The following is a 26,176-nucleotide window of genomic DNA, read 5'->3' as shown; positions in this document are numbered from 1 at the left end:
ATGAAATATCTTATAACGGCCATTGTACTTATATCTATTGGATTAATAATCTATGGTTTCAATCTTGAGGGGGAACAGGCCGATACGGCTAATAAATTTATTGGCTCTGGTACATTAGGATTGTTTTTACTGGCCATGCCACTATTCTTGATCAAAGAAAGCAGAGGAAAAGAATTCAAAAATTATATGTTGACGGATGACAACGTACGAAAAATGCAAGGAAAAAAACCCAAAAACATTGATAATCAAGATACTCCATTAAATTAACTGCTCTAATTTCTACCAATCAAAGCAAAATATCGTAAATTTAGAATATTAATATGAAAATTTAAAGACAATGATTGGTACCGTCAAATTTTACAATGGATCTAAAGGATTTGGATTTATAACCAATGAAGAAACTGGAACAGATATTTTTGTTCACGCCACTACGTTACAAGGAACGGCAATTAGAGAGGGTGATAAAGTTAGTTATGAAGAAGAAGAGGGAAGAAAAGGTACGGTTGCCGGACAAGTGCAAGTACTATAAAAAATATACTTTTTTGCCTGAAATCAATTTAATCAGGCTTTTGCGTGGTTTTTGTCTAGACTATACTATCTCTTTTTAAGAAAAAATTGCTGTAATAATTGTGCGGCATCATCTTCAAGTATACCTCCAACAATTGTTGTTTTAGGATGTAAGGTTGTTCCCATTACACCACAACCGCGTTGCAAATCTTTAGCTCCGTATACTATTTTACTAATCTGGCTCCAATATAAAGCCCCAGCACACATTTGACAAGGCTCTAACGTAACGTACAATGTACAGTCTTTCAAATACTTCCCGCCAAGAAAATTTGCAGCTGAAGTAATGGCCTGCATTTCTGCATGCGCTGTAACATCGTTCAGTCTTTCAGTACGATTATGCGCCCTAGCAATGATACGATTTTGAATAACTATGACCGCACCAACTGGTATTTCACCCCCTTCAAAGGCGTATTCCGCCTCCTGCAAGGCTTTTTGCATAAAATAGGTGTCATCGTAGGGTAAAACCATAGCTTCAAAAATACAATAGTTTCGTTTTTAAAAAAGTATTTTTGTTACTCATTACATTCATAATTTGAAAGCAATTCTAGAACATATTAATAATCCCCAAGACCTCAGAACTTTAAACGCTGAAGATTTAGAGCACTTGGCCCATGAACTTCGCAAATTCATTATTGACATCGTATCGGTTAAAGAAGGTCATCTAGGCGCAAGCTTAGGGGTTGTAGAATTAACTATTGCGCTTCATTACGTATTCAACACACCTATAGATAAATTAATTTGGGACGTGGGTCATCAAGCCTACGGACATAAAATACTTACGGGTAGAAAATCAATTTTTGAAACCAATAGACAATTTGGAGGTATAAGCGGTTTTCCGAAAATGGAGGAAAGTGTTTATGACGCTTTTGGAACTGGACATAGCTCTACATCTATTTCGGCACTATTAGGCATGGCATTATCTGCTCAATTACAAGAAAAAACACAAAGACAACATATAGCGGTTATAGGTGATGCTTCGATTGCTAGTGGTATGGCATTTGAAGGTTTAAATCATGCAGGGGTAACCAATGCTAATATTTTAGTAGTATTAAACGATAATGCAATGGGGATAGACCCCAGTGTTGGTGCATTAAAAAAATACCTAACAAACGTAAAAATAGGAACTGCGAAAGAAGAGAACATCTTCGAATGCCTTAATTTTCATTATACCGGTCCAATAGATGGTCATAACCTACCCCTATTGGTAAAAGAATTAGAACGTTTAAAAAAAATAGAAGGTCCAAAATTATTGCATGTTATCACCACCAAAGGGAAAGGACTTAAAAAGGCAGAAGAAAACCAAGTGGTCTATCATGCGCCAGGTAAATTTGATAAACAGACTGGTGAACTTCAAAAAACACAAACGCAACAACAGGCGCCTAAATTTCAAGAAGTCTTTGGAAAAACCTTAGTGGAATTAGCACTGAAAAATGATAAGATTGTAGGCATAACACCAGCAATGCCCACTGGCAGTTCATTAAAATTCATGATGGATGTATTACCAAATAGAGCCTTTGATGTTGGCATAGCCGAGCAACACGCAGTTACAATAGCCGCTGGTATGGCAGCTGATGGTCTTGTGCCATTTTGCAATATTTACTCTACATTTCTACAACGGGCCTACGACCAAGTTATTCATGATGTTGCCCTACAGAACTTACCTGTAATTTTTTGTTTAGACCGTGCCGGTTTAGTCGGCGAAGATGGCCCTACCCACCATGGCGTTTTTGATATTTCTTATTTAAGGTGCATACCAAATCTTATTATTTTCTCCCCTTTAAATGAAGTTGAATTACGCAATATAATGTACACCGCACAAATGGGTCTAGAACAGCCTATCGCGATTCGATATCCTAGAGGTAGAGGCACTATTGTGAACTGGCAACAAAAAATGAAAAAGCTAACCATTGGCAAGGGCGAACTCTTAAAGGAAGGGAATAAAATTGCCATTCTAAGCACAGGACCAATAGGGAATATAGCAACTGAAATAATTAATGAAGTTGGAGAAAACTCCACTATAGCACATTATAATTTTCCATTTATCAAACCTTTGGATGCTCAATTACTCGAAGAAATAGTTCAAAAATTTGAACATATTATCACTTTAGAAGATAGTTCTGCTATTGGTGGATTTGGCAGTGCGGTATTAGAATTTGCAAATACTACTGGAATCAATAAAATTATTAAGATATTTGGCATTCCAGATCGCTTTATACCTCACGGTCCTACAGAAAAACTATATAAAGAAGCAGGAATAGATAAGATGTCCGTAAAAAAATATGTACAACAATTTCTATGAGAAGAATAGTTTCACAATCCATTAAATTTTTAATTCCATTACTTTTTTTGGTGACATTTTGGTCGTATGGTCAAGATACAATACCATCACCCATTGTACCCGATAGTATTATAGTTGATAGTGTCGTTATTGATACCATTGTCATACGCAGAACCGTTAATAAAATATATTCACTAAGAAAAGATGTGAATCTTAAAATTCCGAACATCAATTTTAACAAGACGAAAACATTACAAGAAGGTTTTAAGCGATTTAGAGTACCCTCATTTTGGGAGAATGAAAATAGTTTTGGTATAAATGTAAGTGAAGTAGCCTTTGTAAATTGGAATGCTGGGGGTGATAATGCCATTAGTGGTTTGGGCTTTTTGAAATTCGCCCGAAAATATAAATTCAGCAATTCTCAATGGGATAATAATTTGGAACTCCGTTATGGTCTAAACGCGCAAGCAGGGAGGAAGCTTAGAAAAACAGAAGATGTCATACGTTTAAGTTCAAATTTAGGTTTTAAAAAAGATACCATCAGTAATTGGTTTTATTCAGTACAGCTGAATTTTAATACACAGTTTTCGAATGGATATAAATATCCCGATAGAGAAGCACCGATTTCCAGATTTATGTCACCCGGTTATTTACTTTTTGGAGCAGGTACCTCGTTTATAACAAAAGATGAAAAGTTCAATCTGTATTTATCACCAATAACACAAAAATCAACGTTTGTATTAGATCAGGACTTAGCAGATAATGGTGCATTTGGGGTAAAGAAAGCAGAATTGGATGTAAACGGAAATACGGTAACTCCAGGGGAAAACCATCTTCTAGAATTTGGCATACTCATAACCAACAACTTCAATTATAACATCGCAGAAAATATTGAGTTAACAAGCAGGGTCAACTTATATACCGACTATATTAAAAGCTTTGGCAACATTGATGTTGATTGGGAACTCAACCTAAATTTGAAGGTGAATAAATTTATCAGCACCAGTTTAGGCACACAAATGATTTACGATGATGACATACTTTTCGATGTCATCAAAAATGACAACGGTACCATTGTAGACCCTGGCTCTCCCAAAATTCAATTCAAACAAATCTTAGGTGTTGGGATACTTTATGGCTTCTAAAGCTGCCTTCCTTTAATTTTATTGTGAATATGTACTGCTGCACTATCCGAAAGGCTGGCAACGTAGCAACAAGTATTCAATAGAATTTCATAAATCGATGTATTGGTCTGTTGATATACTCCTGGTAACGTACGCAATATTAGTTTATGGTAATTTGATGTATTATCATTCTTTTTCCCCATTAAAGCACCAATGTAAACATCTAAAATATCGGAAATGATGCTATACCCCGCAATTTCCTTTTCAACCACCTCTTGAGATTGATATATTTTCTGAACACTCAACGAAATAATATCTTCAATCTGCGCTTTATAGGCACTTTTATCCATGAGAGACACCTCAAAAGTACCGTTTAAAATACTTTCTTCATTCTCAATAAAAATGGAAACTGCATCTTGAATCAAGGTGTTTATTGCTAACGCCCGCAAATAACTCAACCTATCTTCCATAAATACCAATGAATTATACTTTTTGGTATTTATGGTTCCCTTTACTAATTTTATCAAATATTCTAATGCATAATCTTCAGATATAAGACCTAGATTAATACCATCCTCAAAATCGATTATGGTATAGCAAATATCATCGGCTGCTTCCACTAAAAAAGTCAACGGATGTCTACCATAGGAAATTGATTCATTGTTACTTCTACTCGGTAAACCTAAATCTTCTGCTACCTCTTTAAAATTCTGTTTTTCACTTTGAAAAAAACCAAACTTTTTATCACAAATATGCTTTGTAGGTTTCTTGGGTAGTGATTCTTTGGGGTACTTCATAAAAGCCCCCAATGTAGCATAACTCAATCGCAAACCACCAGACACCCCTGCCCTGTCTTGAGTTAATAACCTAAATCCATTAGCATTACCTTCAAAATCAATAATATCTTGATATTCTACTTCAGTAATTACATTTTTGAACCGAAGTCCATTACCTGTTTTAAAATATTCACCAATAGCTTTTTCGCCACTATGACCGAAAGGTGGGTTACCTATATCATGGGCCAATGCTGCTGCAGCCACTATCGCACCAATATCATTAAAGGCGTATCCATATACCTCTTTTAAATAGGGATATTTTTCTATAATTTTTTTACCTGCTATCCTTCCCAGACTTCTTCCTACAACAGAAACTTCAAGACTATGCGTTAATCTAGTATGTACAAAATCTGTCTTGGAAAGTGGAATAACCTGAGTCTTATCCTGTAGACTCCTAAAGGCTGAAGAAAAAATAATTCGATCGTAATCTACATCGAACCCTAAACGGGTATCATCTTGCTCATTTCTTAAACGTTTATTCTTATCTCCTTGCCTTCGCAAAGAAAGTAATTGCTCCCAATTCATGTAATTTCTTTTAACAGACTGCAAGATACATTTTTTGAGATTTCATAGTAGAACAAGAAATCACTCATTGGAGATTGGGCGCGCAAAATCTTAACCATTAAAACATACATTCATAATCCTTAGCTAACCTTAGTTTAACCTAGCTGAGGTTTCTTTGTAAACAAATGTTAAAACATACATGAAAAAAGTATTTTTACTATTTACGTTAATCATCTGTTCCTTTTCTTTTGGACAGCATACTGGTTCAATTCAGGGCAATATAGTAGATGGTGAACTTTTTAATGAACCGTTATTGATGGCCTCCGTTTTCATTGAACATACTTCATTAACTACACACACGAATTTTCGTGGTAATTTTGAATTTAATAACCTTACACCGGGAGCATATACTATCGTAGTACAGTATTTAGGCTATGAAAACGTTGTATTATCAGTAACTGTTGCCTCAGGCGAAACAAAAAATATTCAAGCTAGCCTAAAAGCTAAAACTTTAAGGGTAATAGGCTTGACTGCGGTAAAAGCAGCATCAAAATAGGTAGCTGCTACAATTAACGTTTGTATAAGATTAGATCGATACTTTTATAAAATATCAATCTTAAAAATAGCTTTAATGGTAACTTCTTAACACCACTTGCTTCTTTTAATCATTTTGACCATTTCACGACGTTAATTTTCCTACTCAATTTACTTCAGTAGTAACTAATTCAGAGATCAGAAAAAGCATAATTAGCGATTTTATATACTTTATAAAAGAATTAAAGATTACTTAATGTTAGCCTTACATTAAGGTTATTTATAACACTGATCTTCGTTGATGTCTTAAGACAAAGATGATTTCTTGTACTATTAGTTTTTGTCGACTAGTTTTTTGAAATCCTAAAGCTACCTTGGCCAAGGTAGCTTTTTTTGTATCCTATTCTCATCATAAGTGATCATATGCCCACATTGAGCGGGCACAATTAAATTTACTGTACCCTAAAATACCAAAATCCACACCAAGAGTTAATCTTAAGAATACATTAACTTAACATTCATTTAAGTAATTTGCAATCGACAAAAACTAATACTTGATGCAAATCAACCCACTATGGCTATGCCTATTTTTTTTAATTTCATCTGGCGCTAAAAGTCAAGAAGTTAATTCGCCCGCCTTTGGTAATGGCTTATTCAATCTTGTTGGAAAAGATAGTTCATGGACTATGAAAGTTGGGGCAAGAATGCAGATTTTGGCAATTTCCAATTGGAATGCTGTTGATGGTGGTCTAATAAATCCTGAACAAAATTTCCTTGTTCGTAGGGCACGACTTAAATTCGCTGGGTTTGCATACTCTCCAAAATTAGAATATAAATTAGAACTCGGGCTTTCCAATCGAGATATCTCAGGTGCTTCGCAGTTTACAAGTAACGCACCAAGATATATTCTAGATGCCGTGGTGAAATGGAATTTTTATAAAAATTTTGTGCTGTGGTTCGGTCAGACCAAATTACCGGGCAATATAGAACGTGTTATTTCATCTGGCGATCTAATGCAGGTTGATCGCTCCTTATTAAATAGTAGGTTTAACATTGATCGCGACGTCGGTTTTCAATTAAGGCATCAATTTCATATTTCCGAAAAATTCTTGTTACGCGAAATTCTAGCTATTTCACAAGGCGAAGGAAGAAATATCACTAGTGGCAATCTTGGAGGTCATCAATTTTCAACTCGCTTGGAGCTTTTACCCTTTGGTGAATTCTTAAGTAAAGGTGAATATAGGGGCAGTGACCAAAAAAGAGAGCAAACACCAAAACTAATGTTAGCAGCTACCTTCGACAGTAATCAAAACGCAGTAAAAACCAGAAGTAATCAAGGCACATATATGTTCACTGATACTGGATTTTATGAAACCGATATTAACACCCTTTTCATAGACGCAATGTTTAAATATAACGGGTTCTCATTTATGGGAGAATATGCCCATAGAACAGCCAATGACCCTCTAGCTAAAAATTCAGATGGTTCGCTTACTGGAGAGGAAGTGCAAGTTGGTGATGGGATCAATCTTCAATCTGGCTATTTATTCAAAAATAAATGGGAAATATCAGGCCGATACACCAACATTAAACTAGACAAAGAAATAACAGGGAGAAATCTGCAGTCGCAATACACCCTAGGGCTATCAAAGTACATTGTAGGCCATAAATTAAAAATACAGACCGATCTCAGCTATCTTTCAGAAGAAGCTGGGCAAGATGGTTTAATGTACAGATTGCAGCTAGACGTTCATTTCTAGTGAAATAATAACCTTAACCTAACATTATAGCGGATTGCGATAATGATATTTGTAAATTGATAGCGTACTATATTATGGATAATATTTATTTTTTAATGCTTATCGCACTAGCCGTTTTGGCTGTAGCGGATCTTGTTGTAGGAGTTAGTAACGATGCGGTGAATTTTCTGAATTCAGCAATTGGTTCTAAAGCCCTTTCATTTCGAACCATAATGATTGTGGCTAGTTTTGGAATCGCTGCAGGCGCACTCTTTTCAAGCGGCATGATGGAGGTAGCCAGAAAAGGGATCTTTAATCCAGGTGAATTCTATTTCGACGAGATCATGTTCATTTTTATGGCAGTAATGATTACTGACATTTTGTTGTTGGATTTTTTCAATACCCTGGGTATGCCAACATCAACAACAGTCTCAATCGTATTTGAACTTTTGGGTGCGGCCGTTGCAATGTCATTGATTAAAATTGGAGCGGACAATGGTAGTTTTACAGATGTTGTCAATTATATCAATAATGATAAAGCAATTCAAATTATATTTGGAATATTACTTTCGGTAGTTGTCGCATTTTCTATTGGTGCATTGGTGCAATGGGTTTCAAGATTACTCTTATCCTATAACTTTGAAAAAAAACCAACACATGTAGGTGCCCTGTTTGGTGGTTTTGCATTATCATCAATCACCTATTTTATTTTAATTAAAGGAATTGGCGGAACTTCGTTTTCCGGTGAAAGCTATGATATTATTGGTGGTATTACTATAAAAGAATTCTTGGAGACCAAATTAATTATATTAGTCCTATTGAATTTTTTGATCTGGTCATGCCTATCCTATATCTTAATGAAGTTCGCCAAGGTAAATATTTATAAATTGATTATTGGAGTGGGCACTTTTGCATTGGCTTTGGCTTTCGCTGGTAACGATTTGGTGAATTTTATCGGAGTACCTATTGCTGCATGGCAATCGTATGAGGCATGGATGACCTCTGGTGTTGCCGCTTCAGACTTCAGCATGGGCATATTGGCCCAAAAAGTTCCAACCCCAACCTTACTTTTATTCACTGCGGGCATGATTATGGTACTTACTTTATGGTTCTCGAGTAAAGCCAAAAGTGTAGTCAAAACTTCAATAGATTTATCAAGCCAAGAAGACACCAAAGAGCGTTTTCAACCAAATTTTCTATCACGAAGTTTGGTGCGATTGGCAATCTCTATTTCCGAAATGCTAACCTATGCAATGCCTAAATCTTGGCAGACCAAAATTGATACGCAATTTAACAAACCTGTAATCGCTTTATCAAAAAATAAAGTTCATGAACTCCCTGCCTTTGATATGGTTCGTGCTGCTGTAAATCTTATGGTAGCTGGAATATTGATTTCTATTGCTACATCCTACAAATTACCGCTATCAACTACCTATGTGACTTTTATGGTTGCTATGGGCTCATCTCTTGCCGATAGGGCCTGGGGAGCTGAAAGTGCAGTATACAGAGTAGCAGGTGTACTTAATGTTATCGGCGGTTGGTTCGGAACAGCAATTATCGCCTTTATCGCATCAGGTATTATATTGACCCTTATAAGTTTTGGAAAAGGTGCTGCGTTAGCGGTGCTATTATTCGCAGCTGTTTTGTTATTGGCAAGAAACTACATTTCCCACAATAAAAAGGCAAAAGAGCTTCGTGCCGAGGATTCATTGAACAGGGCCGAGAGTAGCTCTATTCAAGGGGTGATTTTTGAAAGTGCGATGAATATTTCAAATGTCTTGAAAAGAACTAATAAAATTTTCACGAATTCTATTAACGGTCTAGCGAAACAGGATGTTAATTTATTGAAGAAGAATAAAAAACAAGGAGAAAAACTTTCAAACGAAATTGATGATCTTCGTGACCATATTTTCTATTTTATCAAAAACCTTGATGATAACAGTGTTGGCGCTAGTAATTTTTACATTAACACCTTAGGTTATTTGACGGATATCGCTCAGTCTTTGGAGTATATTGGAAAAGTTAGCCACAAGCATGTCAACAACAATCATAAAAAATTAAAGTACAATCAAATAAAAGAACTAAAACAAATCGATTTAAAACTAGAAGAAATTCTAAATCAGACTCAAGATGCTTTTTCCAATCAGTCTTTTGAACAAATCGGACTTGTTTTAAATCAGAAACAAGAATTATTCGATATGGTTTCTGATAAAATACAAACACAGGTAGCCAGAACACGTACAGAGGAATCGAGCCCTAAAAACACGACGTTATACTTTTCATTACTATTAGAAACAAAAGATCTAATGACTTCTGTTATGAATCTATTACAACAATACCATAATGAACATGATAGTTCTATAGCACCAGCAACAATAGAACAACCCAAGAAGTCATAACAATTTTTAAAATCTGAAATTATAAGTACCTTGTCATCACAAATCAATCTGATGATGAGGTACTTTTTTTTATTCATTGCGCTCCTGTTAAATATTACCGTTTTTGGACAAGAGCTTAGTGGCAAACAACTTCTTAAAAACGCTATTGCCTTTCATGACCCAGATGGTAATTGGAAATCTTTTAGAGGGAAGATGCTCATAGAAATGGAAAGTCCGGGTAATGATTCTCGCAGTACAACTTTAGAGGTCAATTTGCCTGAAAATTATTTTAAATCTACTGTTAAAAAGGATAATTCAACAATTGAATCAGAATTGAAGCAAGGGGAATGTACCTTAAAATTAAATGGAAGCACGTCTATATTGCCTACGATTAAGGATAGTTTGAATATTACGTGTGAGAGAGCTAAAATGATGAAGAATTATTACACCTATCTGTATGGCCTCCCAATGAAGTTAGAGGACCCTGGCAGTATCATTGACTCCAAGGTGACTAAAAAGAGTTTTAAAGGAAAAGAATATGTAGTACTTAAAGTTGGTTACGACAAGGAAGTGGGAAGTGATACCTGGTATTTCTATTTTGACCCAAAAACGTATGCTATGGAGGTATATCAATTTTACCATGATGAGAGCCAAAACGACGGAGAGTATATCTTACTATCGGAAATGATTAGCGTTAACGGGATGAAAATTCCTAAAATCCGTGAATGGTTTTATAATAAGGATGATGGTTATTTAGCAACTGACACGCTTGTAAAAGCAAATACTACTAACTAACGATAGAAATTCATTTCATCTAAATACGTCCAGACTTCTGGCGGCAACATAGGTTTTATGTTTTTCCCATTTTTATGCTCTTTTCGAATAAAGGTGGATGAGATTTCCATAATGGGCGCATTTACACGATGTATTTTTTCATGTTGTATAAACTGTTTTTCAATAGACCCATCAGAAATTCTAGGGTAAACATAAATATTGTGATTCTCTAAAATGGTCTCATAGTTCTTCCATTTATGCAACCCTTTCAAATTATCTTCTCCCATAATTAATGAAAAACTAAACCCAGTAGGATATTTTTCGCTTAAATGAACTAAAGTATTTACAGTGTAGTTTGGTTGGGGAAGGTCAAATTCAATTTTGCTAGGGCTTAGCTTTGGATACTCTCTCGTTGCTTCGTAGACCATTTCATATCTATGATGATTATCTAAAAGCGTTTTCTTGACCTTAAAAGGACTTTGTGGAGTAACAACGAACCAAACCTCATCTAAATCAGAAAACTCCACCATATGGTTTGCAATGACCAAATGACCAATATGTATAGGATTAAAGGTTCCGAAATAAAGACCAACCTTTTTCATATCTAACTATTCATTTTCAGTACCTATGAAAGCGGCTACCAATTCTACTGATTCCTTTAGCGCAATATCTAAATCGTAATTCTTAATAATACGGTCAAACTGCGGAGCTGTAGCGAGCTCAACCGAAGCCTTGGCAATACGCATATTTATCTTATCATCACTTTCAGTACTTCGTTTTTTAAGTCTGATTTTTAATTCATCTACACTAGGTGGTTTTACAAATACAGCCAATGTAAGCTCTGGGAATTTCTTTTTTATACGAAGGCCTCCAACTACATCAATGTCAAAAATAACGTTCTTTCCCTCTGCCCAAAGACGTTCTACTTCACTTTTTAAAGTGCCATAAAAATTATCTCTATACACTTCTTCCCACTCCAAAAAATTATCATTTTTGATATGATTCTTAAATTCTGAAACAGACATGAAGTAATAATGCTCCTTATTCTTCTCTTTACCTCTTCTAGGTCTTGATGTCGCCGAAACCGAAAAGGCCAAGTTTAATTCGGGTTGAGCCAAGAGATGACGTACGATTGTTGTTTTTCCGCTTCCGGAAGGTGCAGAAAAAATTATAAGTTTTCCACCTTTCATTTATAGCACATTTAACATTTGTTCTTTAATCTTTTCAAGTTCATCTTTCATTTGCACCACTAATTGCTGCATTGGCGCATAATTTGCCTTAGAACCAATCGTATTGATTTCACGCCCTATTTCCTGAGAAATAAAACCTAATTTCTTACCATTACTATCGTCAGATTTCATCGTTTTACTGAAAAAATCTAAATGGTTTGCCAATCTTACTTTCTCTTCGGTAATATCATATTTTTCTAAATAGTAAATAAGCTCCTGTTCAAATCTATTAGCGTCAACGTCTGCCTTCAAATCTTGAACAGCCTTTTCTAATCGTTCACGAATAGTGCCTTGACGTTCTGGGTCTATTTCTATTACTGTATCCAATAAGTGTTGCAAAGAAGCGATTCTAGCTAAAAAATCGTGTTCCAAAACACCGCCTTCTTCAGACCTGAATTCGTTTATTTCAACCAATGCCCCTTGTAACGCTTGCTTGATTGCTTCATATTCGGTTTCATCGATATCTTCTTTTGCGGTTTTCATAGCATCTGGAAAACGAAGTGCCATCTCCAATAATTTTAGGTCATCACCCGTAGCTATACTTTTCAATTGAGCCATGTACTGCTTAACAGCAACCTCATTTACCTGAGAAGTAGTTTCATCACCTGTAAGTTCAACATATAGACTAAAATCTACCTTACCACGTTGAAGTGAGTTTGCGATTATCTTTCTTAACTCCAATTCCTTTTCGCGATAACTAGATGGCATACGAGCGTTTAAATCGATGCTCTTGCTATTGAGTGATTTTAGCTCTACCGTAATTTTTTTATTTGGTAATTGAATTACATACTTACCAAAGCCTGTCATGGATTGAATCATGGATGCATTTTAGATTTTGACAAAGGTAAGGTAATTGTGAAATTTAGTTTTCATGAATCTACCTATCCTTAATAAAAAAAGGAGTAGACAAAAATTAATTCTTGTTCACCCCTTTTTTTATATTCTTAAAATTGTGTTATAACTCTCTAACCCAAATATTTCTGAAGCTTACACGACTATCATCACCATGGTCTTGCAGCAACAATGGTCCTTTACCATGTGCTGGGTTTTTAGGCCAACCAATGTAAGGGGTCGTACCTTTCAACTCAATATGGTCTTGAACCAACACACCATTATGGATAACCGTGATGTCACCCGACTTAATTTTACCACCATCAGTATTAAATTCTGGTGCATGGTAGATAATGTCATATATATTCCATTCACCTGTCGGAACAGATGCCATTGCCAAAGGCACATGCTGCTTGTAGATAGAACCAACTTGCCCGTTTACATATGTAGGGTTATCATTTTGATCTAGAATTTGCACTTCATAAATACCATTCAGAAAAACACCACTATTAGCTCTATGCTGTCCCTCCAACTGAACAGGCAAAGGAGATTTCCATTCAATATGCAGTTGTACATCACCAAAATTTTGTTTGGTTTGAATATTTCCTGTTTTGTCATTTACGGTCATACTAGCATCTTTGTTCAAATGCCATTTAGCTGCTGTACTATCATTTGAACTGATCCAATTATCTAAACTGGTGCCGTTAAAAAGAACAACGGCATCACTTGGTGGCGCTCCCAAAGCACCTGATTGTATCACAGAAACGTTAGGTTCATAAAATTCCGTTTCCTCAGGTGTCGTCGGCTCTTCGCCCATATATTCATCATAAACAATAATACTATTCATTGCATCATTATTCACATCATCAATGGGCTCTACTTTTACTTTTTCTTGGCACGATATTACACCGAAAGATGCGGCCAATAATAGTACTATATATTTGTATTTCATCAGGTTTTGTTTGAATTAAAGTTGCTTAATTTTTATATTTCTGAACGCCACTACGTTCCCATGGTCTTGTAATCCGATTTTACCAGTTGTAAACTTTCCAAAGCCTTCCCAACCTGCAAACTTAGATTTTGCTACCATAGCGTTCCATTCTTCATTCGCCACAGGAAAACTTACCATTTCCGTTCCGTTCAAAGTAACGCTACCGCTATTTTCTTTATGATTTACGGTAACAACCATGGTATTCCATTCCCCGATTGGCTTAGTAACATCTTTTGCCGGAGAAACCATATCATATAATGCACCAGCTTGATGTGTTGTACCTGCTTTTGCATCTGGGTGCTTATCGTTATCTAATATTTGAATCTCAGGGCCAGTCTTATAACCAGTATTGTATTTGTCATCCTCATTCACGCCCCAGAAAACACCACTGTTTCCTGCTTCTGATATTTTCCAATCTAAGCTTAACACAAAATCAGTAAATTCATTCTTGGTGACAAGATCATGATTTTTGTTCTCCCCACCATCGGCTGGCGGGTTATACACCATGGCATCGTCTTCGATTTGCCAAACATCACTTACGCTATCACTTTGAAATTCTTTCCAATTATCAAAAGAAGAACCATCAAATAAAACTTCCCATTCACTTTCAGGAGTTTCAATTTCTTGAACCGTAGCTTCTGAAGTTTCTTTCTTCTCTTGTTTACAAGAGACAAAAAACAGTAAAAACGCGACACTACCAATTATTTTCTTCATTTCTATAATATTTAAAGTCCTAACATTTTTTTCAACATTTTTTTATCAATCTCAGCACCGGCAAAATCATCGAATGTCTTTTCGGTAGCTTCAATAATATGATCTTGAATAAACTTTGCGCCTTCGCGTGCTCCTTGTTCCGGACTTTTAATGCAGCACTCCCATTCCATTACCGCCCAAACATCACAACCGTATTGTGTAAGTTTTGAGAATATCGTTTTAAAATCTATTTGACCATCTCCTAAAGAACGGTATCTACCTGCTCTATCCCCCCAATCATTATATCCGCCAAAAGCACCTTTCTTTCCTGTCGGATTAAACTCAGAATCCTTCACGTGAAAAGACTTTATAAATTCATGGTAATGATCTATATAAGTGATATAATCTAACTGCTGCAATACGAAATGGCTAGGATCGTAAAGAATATTTACTCTTTTATGATTACCCGTAGCTTTTAAGAAACGTTCAAAAGTATCCCCATCATGTAAGTCTTCACCTGGGTGAATCTCGTAACATACATCAACGCCTTCTTTATCAAAATGATTTAAAATAGGTGTCCACCTCTTTGCTAATTCTTCAAAACCCATTTCAACCATACCAGCAGGTCTTTGTGGCCAAGGGTGCATCGTATGCCATAATAAGGAACCAGAAAATGTGGCATGAGCATTTAAGCCCAATCTTCTACTTGCTGTTGCTGCTTTTTTCACGGTCTCTATTGCCCATTCGGTTCTTGCCTTCGGATTTCCACGAACATTTTCAGGAGCAAATGAATCGAACATTAAATCATATGCAGGGTTTACTGCAACCAATTGTCCTTGTAAGTGAGTGGAAAGTTCTGTGATTTCCAGACCATAAGAATTTATCTTGCCTTTAAGTTCATCACAATAAGTTTGACTTTCTGCCGCTTTGTCCAAGTCAATTAAGAAACTTTCCCAAGTAGGAATCTGAATTCCCTTATATCCAAGATCCGCTGCCCATTTACACATACCGTCCAAAGTATTAAATGGTGCTTTACTATCTACAAATTGTGCTAAAAATACCGCTGGGCCTTTTATTGTTTTCATACGTTTTATACTATATGTTATTTTAATTAGTTACCAATATTGGCACTATAAACTTGTCAATTAATATTATATTTAAAGAATTGTTTGCAGTATCCTCAATACTTAGGAGCAATGCCCTAAATATAGGAAATACCAATAGAAAAAGATAAAAATTTAGGCATGAATCAAAATGAAATATACGACGCAATCGTGGTCGGAACAGGAATTAGTGGCGGATGGGCTGCAAAAGAATTAACTGAAAAGGGATTAAAAACCCTTGTCTTGGAACGCGGTCGTATGGTGAAACATATTGAGGATTACCCAACTATGAACGATGATCCATGGGATTATCCTATGAAAGGAGAATTATCTAAGGAGGATAAGAAGAAATATCATGTACAAAGCCGTGTAAATTGGGCGCCAAAAGAAGACGTAAAACACTTTTTTGTAAATGACCTAGACCACCCTTATGTAGAAACTAAACGTTTCGATTGGATAAGAGGGTATCAAGTTGGAGGAAGATCGCTTACTTGGGGGCGTCAAAGTTACAGATGGAGCGATATTGATTTTGGAGCTAATAAAAAAGAGGGAATAGGAGTCGATTGGCCCGTTAGATATGAAGATATTTCGCCATGGTATGATAAAATTGAAAAGTATATTGGTGTTAGTGGTGAAAAATTAGGCTTAGAAGTGTTACCTGATGGAAAATTTCAGCCGGCCATGAAATTAAATTGTGTTGAGGAGGATTTTAAGAAACAAACCGCAGAAAAATTTGAAGATGGTCGCTTGATTACAATAGGTCGTGCCGCACATATTACCGATCCCGAAGCAACTTTTGAGGGTCGAGGTACTTGTCAAAATCGAGATCGTTGTTGGAGAGGATGCCCATTTGGGGGGTATTTTAGTAGTAATTCATCAACCTTACCAGCAGCAGAACGCACGGGCAATATGACGTTGAGACCAAATTCAATAGTTCATGAAATTATATATGATGATACAACTAAAAAGGCAACCGGTGTTAGAGTTATAGATACTGAAACAAATGAAAAACTAGAATTCAAAGCTAAAGTTATCTTCCTTTGTGCTTCTTCTATGGCATCTGTAGGTATTTTGCTACAGTCCAAATCTAAACGATTCCCTAATGGGTTGGGCAATGATTCAGACGCCTTAGGAAGAGGTATTATGGATCATCATTACAAGTTAGGAGCCACAGCTAAGGTTGATGGTTATTTAGATAAGTATTATAAAGGAAGACGTGCTAACGGTTTTTATATACCCCGTTTTGTGAATCTCAATGAGCAGACTAAACGCGACGGGTATTTACGTGGCTTTGGGTACCAAGGAACCGCAAGTAGAGGTGATTGGTCTGAGGCAATCGGTGAAATGGGATATGGAAAAGACTTAAAGGAATCTATATTAAAACCAGGGCATTGGACCATTGGCGTAACCGGTTTTGGAGAATTTTTACCGTATGATGATAACCGGGTAACACTAAGCCCTACCGAAAAGGATAAATGGGGATTACCTCAATTAGCGTTTGACGTCGAGTTTAAAGAGAATGAATACAACATGCGCAAAGACATTAAAAAGGAAATTGTAAACATGTTCAAAGCTGCTGGGTTTAAAGATGTAAATTCATATGATGAAGCATCGGGCCCGGGTCTAGGTATACATGAAATGGGAGGCGCAAGAATGGGTCATAGCTCAAAAACCTCTATTTTAAATAAAAACAATCAAGTTCACCTTGTGCCTAATGTTTATGTAACTGACGGGGCGTTTATGGCGTCTTCAAGCTGTGTCAACCCTTCACTAACTTATATGGCTTTTACGGCAAGAGCGGCAAACCATGCTGCCGAACAATTAAAAGAAGGAAAATTTTCTTGATTACAAATGAAATACAAAAAGACAAACGTATAGATTCAGTACTTTATAAACCAAGGTATAACCTTCAATGAAGGTTGATTAATACAATCAAAAAAAGTTAATATCATCTTATGGAAAATGCTTCGGCTAGAAATATGTGGGGAGATTATTTAGACACCCATTTGGAACACGCTTTTGAAAACACTCCTGAAACAACCTATTATGGTGATACTGAAAAAGATGCTAATGAATTGGCAGAGCTGGTAAAAAAAGAGGTTAAAAAAGCAACATCACATTCTCTTTTAGGATTACAAAATCGCAAAAAAGTACTGCCTAAAATAGGAGATTTTATAGTGGTAACTAATTGGCATGGTGAGGCACAATGTATTGTTCGCACAACAGCAGTCATCCTTAAACCGTACTTTAGTATCGACATACCTTATGCACAACTAGAAGGCGAAGGTGATAAGTCACTTGAATACTGGAAAAAAGTACATTGGGACTATTACACAAGAGAGTTAAACGAATTTGGGAGAGAGCCTAGGGAAAGTATGATTATTGTTTGCCAACAGTTCGTCAAAGTATTTTAATGGACACCCCTATTTTCAGCAAACAATAAGAGCCGCATTATGCGGCTCTTATATTTAATGATTTCAGTTAAATTACTTTTCTAAAGCAACCCACGTATTTCCATTTTTATGAGAATCTACCGTGGCCTCAATAAAATTCATCCCGCGAACACCATCAATCATAGTTGGGAATTCACCATCGTTGTATTTTTCACCTCTAATAGCTTTTGCTACACCCAAATAGATGTTCGCCATAGAATCAAAAATCCCTTCTGGGTGACCAGCAGGCAGTTTAGTTCCATCCAAAGACAATTCTGAGTTATAGGCATGTCCTGGTTTATAAATCTGAGTAGGTTCGGTGTCGCTCAATTTATATAAAAAGTTTGGACGTTCCTGCTCCCAACGGAAAGCACCTTTTTCACCATAAATAGCAATGGCTAAACCATTTTCTTCTCCGGTAGCAACTTGGCTACCTCTTAGCACTCCTTTTACATGGTCTCCCATGCGTATAAGTACCGTACCATCTACATCCATCTTATTATCTTCATACAAGTAATTAAAATCGCAAAGCAATTCATTTACTTTTAAACCGGTGGTATACTCAACAAGGTTGAAAGCATGCACCCCAATATCAGCCATACATGAGCTGATACCTGCTTTTTTAGGATCTAATCTCCATACTGAAGACCTTTTTTCTTTGTCATGAATAATCGTATTGACCCACCCTTGATAATAAACCACATCTACTTTATGTATCTTTCCTAATGCTTCAGCTTTTATCATTTCACGCATTTGACGGACCATTGGGTAGCCAGTATACGTATGGGTCAATGCAAAAACAGTACCTGCTTTTTCATGGGACTTTTGCAAATCTTTGGCCTCGTCCAACGAAGTTGTCATTGGCTTTTCGCAAATTACATGAAAACCATTATCCAATAATTTTTTGGCCATAGGATAATGCAAGAAATTTGGCGTAAGTATTGAACATACTTGAATTCGCTCATCTTCAGGCAACTTTAATTCTTCTTCAATTAAAGTATCGAAATCCTTATAAATTCTATTTAAAGGAACATCAATTTCCTTCGCAAAAGCTAAACTGACTTCAAAATCTGGATTAAAAACTGCTCCTGTGATTTGATAATTATCGTTGATGTGTGATGCCACTCTATGCAGCACTCCGATTAGGGAATCGCCTCCCCCTCCTAATATTCCTAAGCGTATTTTCTTTGGCATTTTTAATCTGTTTAAGTTGAATATATGTTCCTCTAAATTCTATTTTATTTCGTATTCTGCCACATTCTTAACGAACAAGTAATCCATTCAAGATTTGACTTATACCGCAACCCTTTTAACTTACTGACATTATGTTATTTGCCAATAAATTATAGCATAAATCTATAAAAAAATGAAAGCTATTTTCAAGAAATAATTTCAGGGGTTTAATTTAGAGAAATTATCTAAGACTGATAGTCTATTTTCTCAGTTTTAAAGAAAATTACGAACAAAACAAACACTACTAAAGCAAAACCTGCTGGATACAACCAGATGGTCTCCCAGACATGTTTGCCGTCATTCAAAAGATATGCAGTGGAGATTTCTCCGGCTACCCAAAATCCTATCAACATTCCTACTCCATAGGTTGCCAATGTAATTAAGCCTTGAGCAGAACTCTTAAACTTTGCTCCCGCCTTACTATCGGTATAAATCTGACCCGAAACAAAGAAAAAATCATAACAAATACCGTGAAGCGCTATCCCAGTGAGCAACATAAAACCTAGCTCACCAACATCGCCAAATGCAAACAGCAAATAACGGATTACCCAAGCGGCCATGGCAACAAGAATTGTTTTCTTAAACCCGAATTTGGTGAAGAAATAGGGTAATAACAGCATGAATACTATTTCAGACACTTGCCCTAATGTCATTTTTCCTGTGGGATTTTCCATTCCCACCTCAACTAGAAACGGATTGGCATTTTGATAATAAAATGCTAATGGAATACAAATTAAAACGGATGAAATAAAGAAAATCAAAAAGTTTTTATCCTTGAATAAACTAAGAGAATCCAATCCTAAAAGCTCCTTTATATTAAATTTTTCTGATTTTGTGGCCTTAGGAGGTGTTTTGGGCAATGTGAAGCTAAACAATCCTAAAAGTAAGGATGCAATGGCGGTCATTAGAAATGTGTTTCTCAGAAGCCCGTCCCCTATATTTGTCCCTTGATCCCAATTAAAAATATAGCTAATTGAAAGTCCGGCCATAATCCATCCCAACGTCCCAAACACACGAACCATAGAAAACTCCTTGGCAGGGTTTCGCATTTGATTAAAGGACACCGAATTAACCAAGGCCAAGGTCGGCATATATAAAACCATATATCCTAAAATAAAAAGATAGAAGGTATCAAACTCTGCACTCATATACATAAAGTACATAAGAACAGCCCCCAAAAGATGTAATATTCCTAATATGCGTTCAGCATTAAAATACCTATCTGCAATAATTCCAATCACAAAGGGAGCAATAATAGCTCCCCATGATTGTGTGGAAAATGCTAATGCAATTTCACCATCTGTAGCTTTTAGATTATTTCCTAAAAATGTACCTAGAGTAACAAACCATGCACCCCAAATAAAGAATTCGAGAAACATCATGAAGCACAGCTGTGCTCGTACTTTATTTCTCATCTATCTTTTATAATGGACATAATCTAAACCAATAGGTGTTATCCCATTATTCCTAAAATCTACCGCTATTTGCCCTCTGTGATTAGTGGAATGATTTATAATATGAAAAAGCATTTCCTGTAAGGTATTAGTGAAAATTCGGCCCTCAGAATTCTCGTAATCTATACGCTTATCAAACTCATCGGCATTAGACATGATTTCAAAAGAGCTACGTTGGTTTTCATAATGTATATCCGCCCAATTTTTAACGTCGTGTTCTTGCCAAACCTTATATCCAGATGCTTTTCCCAATATCCGAGCATTCCAAATATCATGAGCGTTTAGAATATGGCTAAATAAACTTTTTGTTTTTAGTGGCAATTCAACCAATTCTAAACATTCATCTATAAGTTTTTTATTACAATAATAATTGTAATCAAAAATTTCATTAAAAAAGGCTTTCATATGTAATACTATCTAGATTAACCCAGTTCTTTGGATGCTTTTAATAATAAATCCCTTGTAGCAATAATTCCTGCTTCTTCACTTATTTCAGAACCTTCAAATTCAACACCTATATACCCTGTGTAACCTGCTTCTTTTACTATTCTCAGCATTTCAACATAGTCTATACCTGTATCATAACCATCAGCATCGAAATTATTCGATTTAGCACTTACGGCTTTCGCAAATGGCATTAATTCTTTTACTCCTTTATACTTGTCATATTCCTTTAGACAATCCCAACTATCTGGTTTTCTCTCAATACAAAAATTACCGAAATCGGGTAGTGAACCACAATTATCCATACCCACTTCTTTCATAACGGCTGCATGTAAAGCTCCGTTCGAGGAAAGTCCTCCATGATTCTCTACCAAGATGTTAATGTTTTTAGCTTTGGCATATGTAGCTAATTTTGTCAAGCCGTCTACGGCGTTAACCTTCCATTCTTCTGGGACATCACTTCCATTTAGGTTTACTCGTATAGAATGACAACTCATAGCAGCGGCAGCATCTACCCATTTTTTGTGTTTTTCAACGGTTTCATTTCGTTCAGCCTCATCATTCACTGCAAGATTACCTTGACCATCAATCATGATTAAAACGTTCTTCATACCGTGCTTTTCAGCTTCGGCATTAGATTTAGAAACAAAATTCGCCATTGCCTCTGCGGAATAATCAGCATCAGACAATTCCGGATTATATAACTGGCTCACATATTCTAACCCAGTAAAACCCCAATTTTTAGCTTTTTCGGCAAAAGTATACGGATCAACACCATCATCATTAATCATTTTATGTATTGACCATTGTGCTAAGGACAATTTAAAAAATGGCTCTAACATCTGGTCGTCTAGTGCAGTTTCTGTATTCTCGGTATTCTCTTTTTTGGTTTGCTTACATGCGTAAGTTCCTAATAGTGTGACCCCAAAACCTGCTGTAGTGGCATTTTGAATAAACTTTCTTCTTTTCATGTTTGGTTGTTTGCTGTAGTTTAAAATATAACCTCAATGGTTACCGTTAAATATATTTAATTGGTTTAATACTCTTACTTTTTGCTAATTTTAGCGAATTTCGCAAGAAGAATGGACATTAAATGTATAGAATTAATTTTATATTCAATAAATTTATAGAATAAACAACTTTTATGAGCAAATTTTATTACAATAACGAGCAAGAATCCTACGACGCTATTGTTGTAGGAACAGGTATTAGTGGTGGTTGGGCCGCAAAAGAATTATGTGAGGCAGGCCTAAAAACATTGGTTTTAGAACGTGGTCGAATGGTAAAGCATATAGATGACTATGTCACCGCAAATAAAGATCCTTGGGATTTTCCAAATGGTGGTGCCGCTACGAAGGAGATAATTGAGCAACAACCCAAACAAAATAGAACTGGGTACACTACGAATCAAGCAAGCCATATGTGGTTTGTAAATGACAAAGAGCATCCATATAACGAAACGAAACGTTTTGATTGGATGCGAGGTTATCATTTAGGAGGTCGTTCTTTACAATGGGGGCGTCAAAGTTACCGTTGGAGTGATATCGATTTTAATGCTAATAAAAAAGAAAGTGTCGCCATTGACTGGCCCGTAAGGTATAAAGATATTGCACCGTGGTATTCTAAAGTTGAAAATTATATTGGGGTCAGTGGTGAAGCATTAAATTTACCACAGTTACCTGATAGTGACTTTTTACCTATGATGGAGCTTAACTGTGTTGAGGAACATATAAAGGAAAAAGTATCCGAAAATTTTGATGGTCGTGTGGTAACGGCGGGCCGTACTGCTCACTTAACAGGGACGAAACAGTTTGACGGCAGAAGTAAATGTCAATATAGAAACAGATGTATAAGAGGGTGTCCTTTTGGCGCTTATTTCAGTAGTCTTTCTTCTACTTTGCCAGCAGCAGAAGCTACCGGCAATATGACACTTAGACCAGATTCTATAGTACATGAAGTAATGTATGACCCTAAAACAAAAAAAGCAACAGGTGTTAGGGTAATAGATAGTATAACTAAAGAAACTTTTGAGTTTAAGGCCAAAGTAATATTTCTTTGTGCCTCTGCAATTGCGTCGACCTCGATATTAATGCAATCAAAATCTGATACATTCCCTAATGGTATGGGTAATGAGTCTGATCAATTAGGACGTAATATTATGGATCATCAACTACAGGTAGGTGCTTCTGGTAAATTTGATGGGTTTGAGGATAAATATTATAAAGGAAGAAAACCAAGTGGCATCTATATTCCTAGATTTAGAAATATAGGTGGCGATACCGATAGAACCGATTATAAACGAGGATTTGGTTATCAAGGTGGTGCCTCAAGAGGTGATTGGGAAGAAACTATAGCCGAGCTTTCTCATGGAAAAGAATTAAAAGAAGCTGTTTTAAAACCAGGGGGATGGACCTTTGGGATGATGGGCTTTGGAGAAGTGCTTCCTTACGAAAACAATAGATTTACATTAGACTATGACAAATTGGATGATTGGGGTCTACCTACCGTTACTTTTGATGCTGAGCTTCAAGAAAATGAACTAAAAATGCGTAAGGACATACTAGAGTCGGCTGTTGAAATGTTGAAAAAAGCCGGACTTAGAGAAGTAAAAGGCTACGATAATGAGAGTGCTTTAGGTTTAGGGATTCATGAAATGGGAACTGCCCGCATGGGTAGAGATAGAAAAACATCTGTTTTAAACGGGAACAACCAGTTACATGATGTATCTAACGTTTATGTAACGGATGGGTCTTTCATGACTTCAGCGAGTTGTGTAAATCCATCATTAACATACATGGCCTTTACGGCTAGAGCTGCAGACCATGCGGTTAAAGAACTTAAAAAAGGAAATATATAATGGATAGAAGACGCGTATTGAAGAATATGGGACTGTCACTTGGATATATAGTGGCAACCCCAACTCTATTAGGAATTGTACAAAGTTGCAAAAGTGAACCTGCTATTACTTGGACACCCGAATTCTTAACACAAGAAGAAGGTAATGTTCTAACCAAATTAGTGGACATTATTTTGCCAAAAACAGATACACCATCTGCATCAGAAGTTCAGGTCGATATTTTTATTGACAAGTTCGCCAATGACGTGATGGAGAAAGAGCAACAAGATTTTTTCAAAATGTCAATGGGAAAATTTTTGGATAAAACGTTAGCAGCTTCTGGAAAAGAAAAAGCTGATGATTTAACTGCTGATGATTTAGAGCCAGTACTATCTAGTTCATTAAAGTTTTCCAAAGAAGACCAAACAAAAATGCTTGAGTCCATAACCAGTTATACAAAAGCTATCGCAGAAGGTAAAACTTCTACACTTGATGAAGCTACAACTAGGTTCGCCTTTGCAAATAATTTACGAGGAATGGTCATTTGGGGCTATAAGGCCTCTGAATATGTTGGAGAGGAAGTTTTGGTATATTTACCGATACCAGGCGAGTATATTGCCTGTGCAGATGTTCAAGAGCTTACCGGTGGCAAGGACTGGTCCTTATAAACCTGTAAATAATTTATCAATCAAAAAGCCAAGAGGAAGATTTTATATTCCCTTGGCTTTTTTGTTTAAACCCTATAGTTATGAAAAGAAGAAGTTTTATTCAAAAAACAGCCTTAAGCACAGGGGCTATTTCAATTGGCAGTACCTTATCTTATGCCAATACCTTAAATAGTTCTGTAAATGCGTATAAATTTAATTTGAAATACGCACCACATTTAGGCATGTTCAAACATCTCGCTGGTGAAGGCCCCATTGATCAAATAAATTTTATGGCAGATCAAGGATTTACTGCATTTGAGGATAATAATATGATGAAGCGAGATATAGCCCTACAAGAAAAAATGGGTGAAACTTTAGCAAAACGAGGTATGACTATGGGCGTTTTCGTTGTTGATAAAGGCGGGAATATGGAAAACACCCTAGCAGCAGGCAAACAGGAGCATCTAGATATTTTTTTAGATGGATGCCGAAAAGCCGTAGACGTAGCAAAACGCGTAAATGCCAAATGGATGACCGTTGTGCCTGGCGGTTATGAAAGAAATTTACCTATTGGTATTCAGAATGCCAATGTTATCGAAGCCTTACGTCGTGGTGCAGAGATTTTTGAACCACATGGACTGACAATGGTCTTAGAACCACTATCAGACTCGCCTAATCTTCACCTACAGACTTCTGAACAAACTTATTTGATATGTAAGGGTGTAAATAGTCCCGCGTGCAAAATACTGTATGATATCTATCATATGCAAAAGAATGAAGGTCATCTAATACATAATATGAACCTTACTTGGAATGAAATAGCCTATATACAAATTGGGGATAATCCGGGAAGAAACGAACCTACCACAGGTGAAATCAATTACCGTAACGTCTTTAAATGGATACATGAAAAAGGTTTTAATGGAGTTCTTGGTATGGAGCATGGAAACTCAAAACAAGGTAAAGATGGTGAGTTGGCAGTTCTAGAAGCTTACAAGCACGAGGATAGTTTTTTATAATATCTATTATTTACGAGAATCATTCGAAATATCGCTAAAATTCCTTGATTACAATATTACTCAAATCGCTAATACAAAGAGTCGAAACATGTATTTCAACGAAAAAAACATACCTTTCGATGAACTGCACTCGCAAAATGTAAGAGATAGCCTACTATTTCGTTCTTTTGTGTATGTCCCCATACCTATACACATTAATCGTCTACGCCTGTTTATTATTGGCCTCTAAATTATCTTATTATATATATATAAAGGTACAGTCCAATTCTTTTGAGATTTTTCGAATGAAATTAAATTCTCAATGGCAACTTATTAAAAATAACTACAAGTTAAACTTTAGCAGTTTATTCAATAATTTTATTAAGTTCCCGTAACCAATACTGATATACTAACCGAACATAATCTATTGCCTTAAATTTCAATACTATGGATCCTTATATCACAGTATTAATCATATACGTAGTTGCTTTGTTGTTCACAACGGTTTTAAAGCCCTACCTCAAAAACGATAATTAAAAACTCCATTACAT

Annotated in this window: 25 protein-coding genes; 13 read left to right on the top strand and 12 right to left on the bottom strand. The window is 36.1% G+C overall.

Going from position 1 to position 26,176, the window contains the following annotated elements; genetic code table 11:
• Both ES765_RS14555 and ES765_RS14550 read left to right on the top strand, forming a co-directional pair.
• Window positions 1-267 (top strand): hypothetical protein, encoded by a 267-nt coding sequence (locus ES765_RS14555; protein ID WP_138115046.1) that lies wholly within the window; start codon window positions 1-3, stop codon window positions 265-267.
• Window positions 268-337: 70 nt separating this feature from the next.
• Window positions 338-529 (top strand): cold-shock protein, encoded by a 192-nt coding sequence (locus ES765_RS14550; RefSeq protein ID WP_138115045.1) that lies wholly within the window; start codon window positions 338-340, stop codon window positions 527-529.
• A 65-nt stretch (window positions 530-594) separates the two neighbouring features.
• On the opposite strand, the gene ES765_RS14545 is transcribed toward ES765_RS14550, so the two are convergent.
• A complete protein-coding gene (locus ES765_RS14545; RefSeq protein WP_138115044.1) occupies window positions 595-1,035 on the bottom strand; it encodes a nucleoside deaminase in 441 nt (146 codons plus the stop codon).
• A gap of 64 nt (window positions 1,036-1,099) precedes the next feature.
• Between ES765_RS14545 and dxs the strand changes: the two genes are divergently transcribed.
• Both dxs and ES765_RS14535 read left to right on the top strand, forming a co-directional pair.
• Complete coding sequence (gene dxs / locus ES765_RS14540) at window positions 1,100-2,866, top strand: 1-deoxy-D-xylulose-5-phosphate synthase (RefSeq protein ID WP_138115043.1); 1,767 nt, start codon at window positions 1,100-1,102, stop codon at window positions 2,864-2,866.
• Window positions 2,863-3,990, top strand: a complete 1,128-nt coding sequence (locus ES765_RS14535; protein ID WP_138115042.1) for a DUF3078 domain-containing protein — start codon at window positions 2,863-2,865, stop codon at window positions 3,988-3,990. The genes dxs and ES765_RS14535 overlap by 4 nt, the downstream gene beginning before the upstream one ends.
• Here the strand turns inward: ES765_RS14535 and ES765_RS14530 are convergent.
• On the bottom strand, window positions 3,987-5,330 hold the full coding sequence (locus tag ES765_RS14530) for a deoxyguanosinetriphosphate triphosphohydrolase (protein WP_138115041.1): 1,344 nt from the start codon (window positions 5,328-5,330) through the stop codon (window positions 3,987-3,989). The two genes, ES765_RS14535 and ES765_RS14530, sit on opposite strands and share 4 nt — an antisense overlap.
• Window positions 5,331-5,508: 178 nt before the next feature.
• Between ES765_RS14530 and ES765_RS14525 the strand changes: the two genes are divergently transcribed.
• The 4 genes from ES765_RS14525 (at window position 5,509) to ES765_RS14510 (ending at window position 10,755) form a co-directional block, all read left to right on the top strand.
• Complete coding sequence (locus ES765_RS14525) at window positions 5,509-5,865, top strand: carboxypeptidase-like regulatory domain-containing protein (RefSeq protein ID WP_138115040.1); 357 nt, start codon at window positions 5,509-5,511, stop codon at window positions 5,863-5,865.
• A 535-nt stretch (window positions 5,866-6,400) separates the two neighbouring features.
• A complete protein-coding gene (locus tag ES765_RS14520; protein WP_138115039.1) occupies window positions 6,401-7,603 on the top strand; it encodes a porin in 1,203 nt (400 codons plus the stop codon).
• Window positions 7,604-7,677: 74 nt separating this feature from the next.
• Entirely contained in the window at window positions 7,678-9,981 is a 2,304-nt protein-coding gene (locus ES765_RS14515; RefSeq protein WP_138115038.1) for an inorganic phosphate transporter, read from the top strand.
• 51 nt (window positions 9,982-10,032) lie between these two features.
• On the top strand, window positions 10,033-10,755 hold the full coding sequence (locus tag ES765_RS14510) for a DUF6503 family protein (RefSeq protein WP_138115037.1): 723 nt from the start codon (window positions 10,033-10,035) through the stop codon (window positions 10,753-10,755).
• On the opposite strand, the gene nadD is transcribed toward ES765_RS14510, so the two are convergent.
• From nadD to ES765_RS14480, 6 genes are all read right to left on the bottom strand, one after another.
• The gene (gene nadD / locus ES765_RS14505; RefSeq protein WP_138115036.1) at window positions 10,752-11,336 is read right to left on the bottom strand and encodes a nicotinate (nicotinamide) nucleotide adenylyltransferase; all 585 of its coding nucleotides are present in this window, start codon (window positions 11,334-11,336) and stop codon (window positions 10,752-10,754) included. The two genes, ES765_RS14510 and nadD, sit on opposite strands and share 4 nt — an antisense overlap.
• A gap of 6 nt (window positions 11,337-11,342) precedes the next feature.
• Window positions 11,343-11,924 (bottom strand): guanylate kinase, encoded by a 582-nt coding sequence (gmk, locus tag ES765_RS14500; protein ID WP_138115035.1) that lies wholly within the window; start codon window positions 11,922-11,924, stop codon window positions 11,343-11,345.
• Window positions 11,925-12,782, bottom strand: coding sequence for a YicC/YloC family endoribonuclease (locus ES765_RS14495; RefSeq protein WP_138115034.1), 858 nt, complete (start codon window positions 12,780-12,782; stop codon window positions 11,925-11,927).
• A 136-nt stretch (window positions 12,783-12,918) separates the two neighbouring features.
• Window positions 12,919-13,746, bottom strand: a complete 828-nt coding sequence (locus ES765_RS14490; RefSeq protein ID WP_138115033.1) for a DUF1080 domain-containing protein — start codon at window positions 13,744-13,746, stop codon at window positions 12,919-12,921.
• 15 nt (window positions 13,747-13,761) lie between these two features.
• Window positions 13,762-14,499, bottom strand: coding sequence for a DUF1080 domain-containing protein (locus ES765_RS14485; RefSeq protein WP_138115032.1), 738 nt, complete (start codon window positions 14,497-14,499; stop codon window positions 13,762-13,764).
• Between the two features lie 11 nt (window positions 14,500-14,510).
• On the bottom strand, window positions 14,511-15,563 hold the full coding sequence (locus ES765_RS14480; RefSeq protein ID WP_138115031.1) for a sugar phosphate isomerase/epimerase family protein: 1,053 nt from the start codon (window positions 15,561-15,563) through the stop codon (window positions 14,511-14,513).
• Between the two features lie 159 nt (window positions 15,564-15,722).
• On the opposite strand from ES765_RS14480, the gene ES765_RS14475 reads away from it, so the two are divergent.
• Together ES765_RS14475 and ES765_RS14470 are read left to right on the top strand one after the other, a co-directional pair.
• Window positions 15,723-17,426 carry a GMC oxidoreductase gene (locus ES765_RS14475; protein WP_138115030.1) on the top strand — a complete coding sequence of 568 codons (1,704 nt, stop codon included), beginning with the start codon at window positions 15,723-15,725 and terminating at the stop codon, window positions 17,424-17,426.
• 110 nt (window positions 17,427-17,536) lie between these two features.
• Window positions 17,537-17,995, top strand: coding sequence for an ASCH domain-containing protein (locus ES765_RS14470; protein ID WP_138115029.1), 459 nt, complete (start codon window positions 17,537-17,539; stop codon window positions 17,993-17,995).
• 72 nt (window positions 17,996-18,067) lie between these two features.
• Here the strand turns inward: ES765_RS14470 and ES765_RS14465 are convergent, their stop codons facing one another.
• The 4 genes from ES765_RS14465 to ES765_RS14450 all read right to left on the bottom strand — a co-directional run bounded on the left by ES765_RS14465 (window position 18,068) and on the right by ES765_RS14450 (window position 22,115).
• Window positions 18,068-19,207: a Gfo/Idh/MocA family protein gene (locus tag ES765_RS14465; RefSeq protein WP_138115028.1), complete on the bottom strand. Its 1,140-nt coding sequence runs from the start codon at window positions 19,205-19,207 to the stop codon at window positions 18,068-18,070.
• Between the two features lie 224 nt (window positions 19,208-19,431).
• Entirely contained in the window at window positions 19,432-20,661 is a 1,230-nt protein-coding gene (locus tag ES765_RS14460; RefSeq protein WP_138115027.1) for a nucleoside permease, read from the bottom strand.
• Window positions 20,662-21,105 carry a DinB family protein gene (locus ES765_RS14455; protein WP_138115026.1) on the bottom strand — a complete coding sequence of 148 codons (444 nt, stop codon included), beginning with the start codon at window positions 21,103-21,105 and terminating at the stop codon, window positions 20,662-20,664.
• 17 nt (window positions 21,106-21,122) lie between these two features.
• A complete protein-coding gene (locus ES765_RS14450; protein ID WP_138115025.1) occupies window positions 21,123-22,115 on the bottom strand; it encodes a sugar phosphate isomerase/epimerase family protein in 993 nt (330 codons plus the stop codon).
• A 173-nt stretch (window positions 22,116-22,288) separates the two neighbouring features.
• Between ES765_RS14450 and ES765_RS14445 the strand changes: the two genes are divergently transcribed.
• From ES765_RS14445 to ES765_RS14435, 3 genes are all read left to right on the top strand, one after another.
• Entirely contained in the window at window positions 22,289-24,001 is a 1,713-nt protein-coding gene (locus ES765_RS14445) for a GMC oxidoreductase (RefSeq protein WP_138115024.1), read from the top strand.
• Entirely contained in the window at window positions 24,001-24,648 is a 648-nt protein-coding gene (locus ES765_RS14440; RefSeq protein ID WP_138115023.1) for a gluconate 2-dehydrogenase subunit 3 family protein, read from the top strand. The genes ES765_RS14445 and ES765_RS14440 overlap by 1 nt, the downstream gene beginning before the upstream one ends.
• 80 nt (window positions 24,649-24,728) lie before the next feature.
• Window positions 24,729-25,646 (top strand): hydroxypyruvate isomerase family protein, encoded by a 918-nt coding sequence (locus ES765_RS14435; RefSeq protein ID WP_138115022.1) that lies wholly within the window; start codon window positions 24,729-24,731, stop codon window positions 25,644-25,646.
• Window positions 25,647-26,176 lie beyond the last annotated feature (530 nt).

Source organism: Maribacter sp. ACAM166, from assembly GCF_005771495.1.
Lineage (GTDB): Bacteria > Bacteroidota > Bacteroidia > Flavobacteriales > Flavobacteriaceae > Maribacter.
Note: the sequence above shows the minus strand (reverse complement) of the source record. Positions and strands in the feature narration are given on the sequence as shown.